General features: G+C 39.3%; 5 protein-coding genes. 1 reads left to right on the forward strand and 4 read right to left on the reverse strand.

Annotation, left to right across the window (positions count from 1 at the left end; genetic code table 11):
- Positions 1-226 precede the first annotated feature (226 nt).
- Both JQC92_RS19430 and JQC92_RS19435 read right to left on the reverse strand, forming a co-directional pair.
- Positions 227-409, reverse strand: a complete 183-nt coding sequence (locus tag JQC92_RS19430; RefSeq protein WP_205001201.1) for a DUF6444 domain-containing protein — start codon at positions 407-409, stop codon at positions 227-229.
- 153 nt (positions 410-562) lie between these two features.
- Positions 563-3,889 (reverse strand): hypothetical protein, encoded by a 3,327-nt coding sequence (locus JQC92_RS19435; protein ID WP_205001202.1) that lies wholly within the window; start codon positions 3,887-3,889, stop codon positions 563-565.
- Between the two features lie 653 nt (positions 3,890-4,542).
- Here JQC92_RS19435 and JQC92_RS19440 point away from each other — a divergent pair.
- Entirely contained in the window at positions 4,543-6,906 is a 2,364-nt protein-coding gene (locus tag JQC92_RS19440) for a hypothetical protein (RefSeq protein WP_205001203.1), read from the forward strand.
- A gap of 54 nt (positions 6,907-6,960) precedes the next feature.
- Here JQC92_RS19440 and JQC92_RS19445 read toward each other — a convergent pair whose 3' ends face one another.
- Entirely contained in the window at positions 6,961-8,043 is a 1,083-nt protein-coding gene (locus tag JQC92_RS19445) for a phosphotransferase enzyme family protein (RefSeq protein WP_205001204.1), read from the reverse strand.
- Positions 8,040-9,164: hypothetical protein (locus JQC92_RS19450; protein ID WP_205001205.1), on the reverse strand; the 1,125-nt coding region annotated here is incomplete at its 5' end. The genes JQC92_RS19445 and JQC92_RS19450, both read right to left, overlap by 4 nt.

The raw sequence follows: 9,164 nt of genomic DNA on the forward strand, positions 1-9,164 counted from the left end.
TAGAAAACTCAGTTGGGTACGTTTTCAAGCGCAGAAAAAATTATCGGTAGCAAGGCAGAGCGTGCAGCAAGTAGTTAATCTACTTGCAAATGTTCTAACGCAGATAACGGCAATTTTAACCAGTTTGTGAGCGTAGAGCGATTCACCCAACAGGTGATAATATTCAATCAGGTTATTAATTTACTTTCATGGGCTTAAAAAATCATTTAGCGTTCAACTGAGTTTTTTAGGTTGAAGGTGGCTTACTGCTGTTTTTGCTGTTCATGCCGAGACGGTTAGCCAAAATTAAAATGACCATAAGCAAAGCTTCAATGGCCAGTTTTAATACTGGGATCACTGTGTTATCAGTTTCTAATTGCTGTCTGACATGTGCAATGGTTGCATCAATATCAATGCCACTAACTTTCAAAATAAGCTACAACTCAATGAATGATATCAACAGCATGACATGATGATTAGATCGGACAAATGATCGTGAAAAATAGTGAGTTGAGTGCAGGTATTTTGTTCATGTAACTTTCAGAGTGCTGAATGATTAAACAAAGATCAACCCCCCCTAGTATTACAGCTCCGTTTGATTAACTTCTTGCATAGGTACTTTTTTTGTCATTTCCACTAGATCAATTTCTTTGGACGGAACATCAATTAACACCCAGCCATCCGTATCAGTATACTCAACCCCAACCGCTAAACTGCGTTTTACTCTCTGTTCTTCATTCATTTTCAGTTGACGACGTAAGCTTTGACCGAGCAATGTTTGTTTTCTATCTTCAAAAATAGTTTCGAGTTTTTCTAGCAACTCTTTTTCATATTCGTTGTCTAACTTAACTTCATTTACAGACACCGAGTGAATCGAAACCTTATAGGTTTGAGCGCCTTCATTCACTGAAAACTCAGCCCCAGCAAATACAAACCTAAAGGTTAAAGTTCTAAACTCATGCTGTTGTGGTTTTTGTTCTTCGTAAGCTTGAATAACCTGCTCTGTATCGTCAAATCGTTTGAGGTACTGTTGGATTAATTCATTCTTTAATTGTACTAACTCTGCACGCTTACTTTTAAGCCGCAACGTTTCCGGATTAAACGACAGAGGGTCTCTATAGATTTTATCAACCCTTTGAATTGCTTCGTCATATTTTTTTTGCCGTTGTAAATCAATCACAACACCATATACAGAGCAATAGTGTGTATAGATATGATTTTGATACTCTTCCAACTCCGCCAGCTGCCAAACTAAATAGCTCATTCTTTCCTTTAGGTTATTAAACTGATTCGCCATAGCGTGTGGAAAACCTGCAAATTCAGCTTCTAAGCAGGTTAGTTCCAAAAATAACTTACGGGCAGGAGAATGAATATGCTTGATTACGGCAAACTGGAAACCAATAGGAAATTTCTTCAGCCTTGTTATCAAGTATTCATTTTGTGACATCATTTTGCTGGTTTCGACTCGACGAACTCGCATACTAGATTTTAGCAATTCTGTAGCAAACTTTTCATAATCTGCATCACTCAGGGTTATGGAGTCAGACCACTTACGCTCACGCTCAATAGCCACCGAATAAAATGAAGATTCTTGAATGATGTCTGTAATGACAGCTTCCGCTTTACGTCGGTCTTCGTCAGATAGTGTAATTTCCCCTGAGCTATCATCAAATAAAGCTTTAACGGTAAATTGAGTTCCATTGAGACTAATACTGATGTGCAGACCAACGTTTGCTAGTTTAAAGGAATCAAAAGTGGCTAATATACCCTCAGATTCAATATAAGTGAGTAATGCACTTTCCACTGCGACAGGGTCGTTTAATACCTCTCGAACTTGTGTCGCTCTTGTGCTGATGGCCTGATCGATTTCTTCTAACTCTGTTGTAAGTTTAAACTCAGCAACCAGTTGTTGTGATGGTGCAGAAGTGATTAATGCTGTTAGCTCTTTTGTAGCATGGTGTAAATTTTTATGCTGTTTTTTTGAATTAAAATACTTTTGCACTTTACTTTTCCATGCATGGATTTCATCTTGTTTTTCTTGATTCAAGATTGCGGTCTCAATGTCAGACAATTTCTCTTGAATTTGGTTTTGTGTTTTCAAGATTTCAAATGGACAAGACTGAAGTATGTGACGAAGCTTCTCTGTCACTCCCTCTAGTGAACGAGGAGACTTTATGTCGTCCATTGTTTGCTGTATTTCGTTTTCCCAGTATTCATATCGATGTTGAATATCAAAAAGCTGATGCGGTAAATAATCTAATGAAACTGCAGAGCCAACTTGTTTTCTAAGATGCTCGGCTTGCTCACACTGTTTACTTTTTAACAGAAAGTGATGCCTTAAATAACACAAATAAAACGGTAGGGTTTCACCACCAAGCTCGATGATTACGGTGCTGTTATTGGCCGCACCTGTATTTAAAAGAATTAATGCTTTTCTGATCTCCTGCAGTAGTTCAGCTTGATCTTCATCCTTAGTGAGCTCACTAAGCACCTGATCTTGCTGCATTTGAGATAAAACGCTAGTTACTTGCTCTGCCTCGCACGAATCTACTTCGGCGCCCTTTGAACGAGCCCAATGCATGTGAGCTAGAGCCATTCGCTGAATAAACACGGGATCATTAAGCCGTTTTGTCATTTTTTTTGTCAGCGCTAAAAATGTACTCGCATTAAAAATATGTTCATGGGTTGGTGTGTTGTCATGAATATCACAACTAATTGCGTGCTTTCCTACGTAATAGCAACATGTTATCGATTTATATTGAAATTGGGCGAGTGCTATAGAAACCCCTAAACCCTTAATTTTCCGACAGAGCTCGCCCTCAATGTCATCAGAGGCAAATTGATTTGCAAACTCAGCCGATTTTTGGCTTACAAATGTTTTAATTTCCTCATATTGCGCCTGCCATTCAAAATCATCCCAGATTATTGCTAATTTCGAATTGTAATGAGTTTGCTCGGATACATTTTGGTAAATAAGTTCCACTAAGGCTGGGTTTTCCGCACGATAATACTGAATCAACTGAAGTAAGAGGTATACAGGAATTGGCTTTCGAGTGTTTAAACCAAGAGAATGAAGAAAGCCTTGCTGAAAAGACACACTATACATAAAGTGTTGCTGTTGATGCGCAGGAAAGTTATTCATCGCATCGGCATTGGACGTTACCCATTCTTCACAAAGACCTTCCCCCACCAACATAGCAAAATCTGACCGACGCATTAAAATATCAGATAATTTTCGACAACAGTTTACTAAGTCCGCTTTTGCTAATGGAGCCACTCTTTGCCGATTACATTTCTTGGCACGTTCTTGTGTTCTAGTTTGATTAACTAAAGACTCAACGACCCCTCTTAAACGTTCAGAATATTCTGTCGACTTTTCAGACTTATGAGGAACTACTATGACAGAATATTGAGTCGGTTGATGGGAACTTGCAGATATCAAAAAAGTATAGTCACTGACAGTAAACCTCTTATGAGTCTGCTCCAGCCCCATAAGTTGAACTGAGTTTAAATAAAGCGATGTTAATCCTTCTTCACTTACCACTTTGCCCGCACAACAAGCCACCGTTAATAAGGGCCTTTTTGCGTTCAGCTCAACACTACCAACGCCTAATTTTTGTTGCTCCTTATTGATTAACGCTATTCTATATTTCACTGATTGAGTATTGAGTAATTCTTGTAGTCGCTTAGGTATGCGATCATTCTTTCTCATTAAAAAGGATTTTAGTGAACTGGAGGTTTCAGTACGACTTACTTGATAAATCGAATGGTCATTGATGCCGTTATGACTTTTAACAGACATCGTAACCCCATCAAACGTAAAGCTTTCATTTGCTTTTGCAACACCAAGGTCAAAAACACTTTGAAAATACGCTTCCTCTAAACTGATACCAGCAGCAGAATTGATCATTCAATATAATATTAACAATATCAAAAACTGCAGTTTAACAGAGCAATCAATCTGCATTGAATTAACTTTAATTAACCTAAAACTTATGCAGATAATCGTTGATATTCATAAGTAACTCATTCTTAAACTAAACATTAGGGGCTGTTGATCTTTGTTTAATAATTCAGCTGAGCAATACATCGCCTTAATCGAGGCGGAAATAGTGCAATTTAGTCATCTAAATAAACTATTTTTAACACAGAGTAAGGCGATTTAGACTCAGCCCGTAGGGCAATGGTTATTTTTAACGCTATCTGCATTGTCACTGCGCTCATTTAGAAGAACTAAATAACGCTTGTTCCGCTTTGCTATCGTCAAAAAATAATCATTGCTGAAAATATCAACAAAGATCAACAGCCCCTAATCGATTGTAGCTAAACCAGATATTGGCTCAACACCCTTTCACCTCTGACACAGATGTGGGTGGCTTTGAGTGGCGCTTTGAAGTAAGGCGACAATTTTAGTATTTATGTGTTGTTAGCGCATATTCATAGCATGAACTACACTAACGGCCAGGATGTGACTATCTAGATTTAAATCGAGCCACACCTTTAAGAATAAGAAACACCTCATTCAAGTGCACTACATTTTTTACTTTCACATGGAGTGGCATTATGAAGTGCATGTTAAACTTAACTGCTTTTACCGTCGTATTAGCACTATCTGCTTGCGGTAGTGATAATAAAGAATCAAAAAAACCGATCGAACACCCCAAAACCACAATCATTACAGGCAAAGTCATTTCACATGACTATCTGGTCAATGCAAAAGTTTATATGGACCTCAACTCGGATCGTATTCACAATAATGACGAACCAATGAGTATGACGAATGAACAAGGTCAATTTACACTTGAAAATGTCTCTGAGTTGGATGCCACCGTTAATCGATTAATTGCCGAGATATCAGCTGAAACAACGGACACGGCAGGTAACATACTGCCTGGAGAGGCTGCGTTTTATGGATACCCAGGTGCACGCATTATTTCTCATTGTAGTAATATGGCAAGTTACAAGGTGCTTCAGGGTTTCCCATTAGAAAACGCCAAAAATAGTGTCGTTGAAATCTTACCTCACTGTGAAGGATTTGGTGATTTTTTAGCCGCACCTAAAAATGCATCATCAACATCTGAAGAAAATACTCAAACTGATATTATAAAGCAAACCGCCGCCGCTTTGCTCGCAATACGCATACAACACCATCATTATATGCGTCACGTTCATCAATCAACTCAATCAGAAAAGGAGCATCTAAAAGAATTAGAAATGATGATCGCTTCCACACAAATACGACACATAAAAGATATCATGCAAGAAGCAATGTTTCTTCATGAGCAAAAAAATACCAAACCCGCCACAACCTTAAATTTTTCTGATGCTTCAATGGCTAAACTCGCATTAAATGAAAGCAAGTTCGCTTTAATGCTAGATAAGTCAGCTCAAGACGTATTCAGGACACAAGCTGATTTAGTTAATGAAATATCAACAACAGGGTTATTCGAGCTTTCTGGAAGAAACCTCACTGGCGATAAATTATTAGGTTATAGCGAACGAAAAATATCTTCAGCACTCAAAACAGCATCAGTCAAAGCTTACCAATATGAAGACGGGGCTTTCACTTTAATACCTAACAGTGGTTTAAGAAATACTCGAGTTTTGGTTGAGCAAAACTGGGAGTCATTAACGAATAAGTACGCCCTCTCTATAGGAGATGATAAGCAGCTGCATCTTCACAATTCCGAAATCCCAATATTCAGTAGTACGCTCCTTGCTGTTGAATTTCCACTAGCAGGATATCCTCTAAACATTACAACGTTTACAGACACAGATCTGAATCATTCTTGGGGGCAAGTCTTAGCGGACAAGAATTTCCCAGAGGGTGCAAAATTATTCAGCTACGAAAGCATTGCTGACTACGACATTTATTCTATATTTGATGCAAGAAATTGTGAAAATAAATCCGAGCTCAATGACATTTGTAACTCCGTTGACATCATCTCTTCTAGTGATGAAAACATTACAGCCACAAGTTTAGATCAACTAATGTCTTCTTCGCCTTCAAAAGGCAATATTGAGATGTTAACGGGTGCACTGCTCACCAAAAGAGATGGAACTAAGCTTATCATCGAGCTACTACCGGAATTAAATGCCGCTAACTTCTATACAACATCTTGGCAAGGCAATACACAAACAAGCAACCACCTTGCCCGTAGTAAATGGCTAAAAAAGACAGTAAATAATAAGGAAATTATTATCATCGATGTCCCTCAGCACGTGCGTAGTTTTAATCCACAAGTACTCCGGCATCAAAAAGTATTGTTCACGGTCGAAGCCGGTTTTGTTCGCTCAGGTTTCTTCAAAGTGAAAGGCTCTACGGAGCGTAGAGGTCAATTCGCTCTCAATAAAATAGCAATGGACACTTTAATACAGAATATTGATCCAGATAAGTGGCAAGCTCTCACTCCACCGCTACTCCAATCATTGGTTACACCGTGTAGAAATGGGAATACCATGATGATACGGTCTTATGTTCCTGATGCTTCAACGTTAAGAACAAATACTGATGTTAGTGCCGCAATAAAAAACTGCGTTGAACATGCCGATAACCTACCAAGTATGGAAGATATATTAGTACCTGACTCAAGCTTAACCAGCTATAGACTTGATGGTTCAAAAGAAAGTGTTGTCTCTCGAGACAATGAAGGTAATTTTTGCCAAGCATTCCATTTCAATGGTGCTATTCGTAAAAACTGTGGCTCAATCGAGCTTTCAACTGAGTTATCAGGTGAGAATGTAGACAGTAATGGGGTTCTCACTCAGCGTTGGAAAATAATGCCGTATAAAATTGAAGGTTGTAACCTTTTTGCTAAAACTGCGACTGAAGATGATAATTGGTCACCAGAGATAGACGGCACAAAGAACTTTGTAACCGCAAAAATATATGCCATTGAAAATAACTCAACCTGTCAGGCTGAATAATACCCAAAAGGCAGTAGCCATCCAGTTACTGCCTTGTTCAACCTGATAAGATGGTTACTTAGCTTCAAATAAAAACTTTTTTAATCCCTGCTCTTTTTTCAACAGACTTTTAAACAAATGCCACTGATTCATTGCTCGATGTATATTGTGCTTTGAATGCTTCACTTTGAAGTATTGGTCTCCGTTTAGATGATCCGTTAGAAACCGTACGCAAAGCATCAATGGCATTGCCAGTGCGCCTAACCATAAACTCTTGCGCTCGTTTTGGGTCAGTACATCACCCAGTTCACTGAAATACCCCTGAACAACAGATTCAAAAATGTCATCTCTTGCAATCACTTTCTCATACTCAATGGAATCTTCGTCCATTGGAGAACAAAAAGTGCGTATCATATCGCCAAAGTCATACATTAAATAGCCAGACATACAGGTATCAAGATCAATAACGGCACTCACTTGATGAGACGAAGTGTCAAACAGTAAATTATTAATTTTGGTATCATTATGGCAAACACGCAGTGGTAAACCTATGACTACCTCATTGATATCTTCAATCAACCATTGCTGACTTAAAACATCATTAATCAATGCGTTAAAGGCTGTTCCCCTGCCCTTTACGTCCATATCAATAGCGGTTTTGAGCTGCTTAAATCGATGATTAAGATCATGAAAGTCTGCGATGACATCAATTAACCCTGAAGAAGGTAGGTGCGACGCTTGAGCTGAAAAATGTCCAAACGCTTTTGCGGCTTGATAAGCTTGTTCCGCTGACTCAACGACATCAATACTGTAACTGTTATCAATATAATCTAACGCTCGCCAAAAGCCCAAATCTGGATGTTCAACCGCAGACTCTTGCTGTAATGTTTGGCGATAACCGATACTTCTTAAACGGTACTCACCTCGCACTTCTCTATCGCTTAAACATTGATGCAGTTGCTGCAAATTATGCATTAACGTCCATGGCTGTTCAAACACTTGAGTATTGATTTTTTGCAACACGAATTGACATTCAACTGACTGAACCAACCAAGTGTGATTAATGTGACCACGGCCGATTTCAGTGATATGCGTACGCTCAATTTCTGCCTCACTGAGATAGTAAGGCAGAATCTGTTGGCGAATAGATTCCATCATTCAATATAAGCTCGAAATACGGCGCTTTTTGAAAGATCTGATTGTGAACCCTTTAAACTAAAGTTGTAACCACAAATACTGACTTTACCCCTGCGAGCAATGTCTTTAATGATATCTTTGGTATCCAGTGGCGAAAAACCGGCTTGAGTGCTGTTATTCCTGTCGGCGAGACGTTCAACGGTCATTGGGCGATAAACCGTACCATTATTGAATCGTAACTGACGACAACTTCGATCGCCTTTTGCATCGGCTAATTGCCACAACATTTCGCCGTTTCCGTCGCTACCTAACCAGATCATGAACAGCTTATCATCTTGTAATGAAAGTTGAAAACCATCTTGCAATGAAACACTTTCCTTAGGTTTAGCAATCGCAGGCGGCTGTTGTTGCTCTGCATCCTGCTCATCATCGGCATTACTATTTCCAGTAAAAAAACCGTTAATAAAAATGCCAATAACTACAACTCCGAGCAGTCCTGCGCCTGCAATTAACCACTGTTTTTGATTAATTGGGGCCTCTTCGATAACTTCTTGGATTTGTGCCCCAATCGATGAATGACCATCCGAATTTGCAAACTCAGTAGAATCTGAAGAGCCAACATCTCCGTTTAAGGATGGTTCAACCCTACGTACTGTATTTAATTTTGCCATTTTCTGTGTTGCTGGGCCATGATAACCATATTCAAAACGGCCAACACTGCGGCTGGGCGGAACCGCTAACAGCATACTGCCGATAATGCCTAACAAGGCAATTGCTAACCACCAACTCACCGAGCCAGAAAAGCTGACAATAAAGGTCATCAACCACCAAGGGAGCTGGCTTAATAACCCTATCCACTGTGGTTTATTGGCATCACGGCATCGGCGTTGCGCAGTTAAAAATAAAATTGGGGCCCCGATAATGGCGGCAACAAAGGCGCTGGCATTGTTACCAAATAAACCAATCCATAGTACCATTGTCAGATAACAACTCATTGTTATCGCCATGGTACGCAAACCAGGGGACTGATCAGATCTATATGATCTAAAGTCACAAATACAAGCGAGCTCGCCAGAGCAGGAAGTCCAACTCTGGTGATAAATATCAAAAGCAAATTTGTTTTTAGTGAGCGTTTCCAGAAG

Origin of the sequence: Parashewanella hymeniacidonis, assembly GCF_016900895.1 — a bacterium.
Lineage (GTDB): Bacteria > Pseudomonadota > Gammaproteobacteria > Enterobacterales > Shewanellaceae > Parashewanella > Parashewanella hymeniacidonis.